Origin of the sequence: Gelidibacter sp. (assembly GCF_035577925.1) — a bacterium.
Classification (GTDB): domain Bacteria; phylum Bacteroidota; class Bacteroidia; order Flavobacteriales; family Flavobacteriaceae; genus Gelidibacter.
Map to the genome: position 1 here is coordinate 1 of NZ_DATJCY010000206.1, position 1,625 is coordinate 1,625.

At 37.9% G+C, this 1,625-nt stretch carries 2 protein-coding genes; both read right to left on the reverse strand.

Going from position 1 to position 1,625, the window contains the following annotated elements; all coding sequences use genetic code 11:
- Nucleotides 1-64: 64 nt before the first annotated feature.
- Nucleotides 65-937, reverse strand: coding sequence for a serine hydrolase (locus VNJ50_RS07990; protein WP_325580712.1), 873 nt, complete (start codon nucleotides 935-937; stop codon nucleotides 65-67).
- Nucleotides 938-1,335: 398 nt separating this feature from the next.
- A partial coding sequence (locus tag VNJ50_RS07995; protein ID WP_325580714.1) for a polysaccharide biosynthesis C-terminal domain-containing protein occupies nucleotides 1,336-1,625 on the reverse strand: 290 nt, incomplete at its 5' end.

Below are 1,625 nucleotides of genomic sequence, written 5' to 3' on the forward strand. Positions count from 1 at the left end.
GTTATCAGATGCTATGTGTCTATGTGGTTTGATTTTTTTGTCATGTAGTAAGAAAAAGATGTCGCTAATATCTCAGTCCTTTTACTAAATCTTCAAATCCCGATGCAGGTTTCCAATCGGATTCTGGTTCAAAGTATTGCCATAAATGTGCTGAAATAGCTCTTTGCAATTGCCATGCTTTATTGTTAAAGCCCCAAGATTCATCCACATTATTTTTGGTAGCAATATAAAACACATAATCGCCGTGCGGTGCATTGACCATCACTATTTCTGATCTTGATTTGTTGACCATTCCTTGTTTTGCAGCGGTTTGTACATACGGCGGAATTTGCGAAAGAGAATAATCGGTATAGAAAGAATTGCTCATTATCCGATACATTTCATCACTCGATGCGGCATCTACTAAGGTTCTTTGTCGCATTTTCACCATTAATGAAGCCATTTCGCGAGGCGTAGTTTGTCCCCAGCCATATTTTTCCCAATCTTTTGTTCGACCTTCGGTTCTGCTATTTACTCGGGTGTGTGTTAAGCCCAGATCGGCCATCGTTTGATTGATGACTATGCCGCCGCCCACGAGTTCTTGGCACATCATAGAGGTGGTATTGTCGCTCACGGTGATCATTAGTGACGCTGCAGTGCGCAAATCTGTAGTTGTACTATCTTTATAAAATTGCATTAATCCCGATCCGCCATATTTTTTTTTAGCATCATAAACCAAAGTATCATTAAGGTTTAGTTTTCCTAGTTTAATCTGATTGAACACTTCAATTAAAATCGGAACTTTGACAACACTTGCCGTTGGGAAAATAGTATCGGCATTAACACCTGCCTCTGTATTTGTTTTTAAATTATACACGTAGATACCAACATCGCCCTCAAAGTCTTTCACGAGTTCAGTCAGTTCTTTTTCCAGTTTTTTATCAGTTTGTTGCGCCATGAGAGGGAGAGTGCATGAAAAGAAAAGTAATAGTGAGCCTAATATAGATTTCATAAATGTAAAAGTGTTGTTTTAAAATTGGCATAATTTACAATTTTTTTGATAACTAACGCTTCAATTGTTCAAACTCCCCGTCCAAACTGCGTTTGTACACCTATCTTCGTCTGAAGAGGGGAGCTGGATTGGGAGAGTTTATTATGTTTCGCATTTTTTTTAACTAGTTTTCGTCAAGTTTTGATTTGTATAAATTTTCTTGATATCAGCCTAAATCACATAAACCTATCTCAATTGGCTCCTCCCTTTAGTTAAAGGGAGGTGGCTAAACCGACGGAGGAGGTTTAGACGGAGGGTTTGTTTTTGCTCAACTCAAATCATCTTGTCACTTAAATCAAAAGCAATCAGAGCAAGGCAAGCACTTCTTTTCTACTTTTAGTATCTAAAAATACATACACAATATTCGTGATAAAATGACTGGTTAAAACTGCTATTGCCGCACCTGTAGCTTGCCAGACAGGTACTAACAAATAACATAAAATAAGGTTGCATACACAGCCAAGAATAAAACGATAGACGTTTTTTTGCAGATCATTGCTGTTGACCAAGTGTTTTTCATAAATCATGCCTATAAAAACAAGGAGTGGCGCCCAGCAAAAAATCAATAGTGGTGCTTTTGCTTCGGCATAAGATT

Excerpts from the sequence above, each read along its gene's own strand:
- VNJ50_RS07990 (WP_325580712.1), bottom strand. The coding sequence starts at position 937 with ATGGCGCAACAAACTGATAAAAAACTGGAAAAAGAACTGACTGAACTC.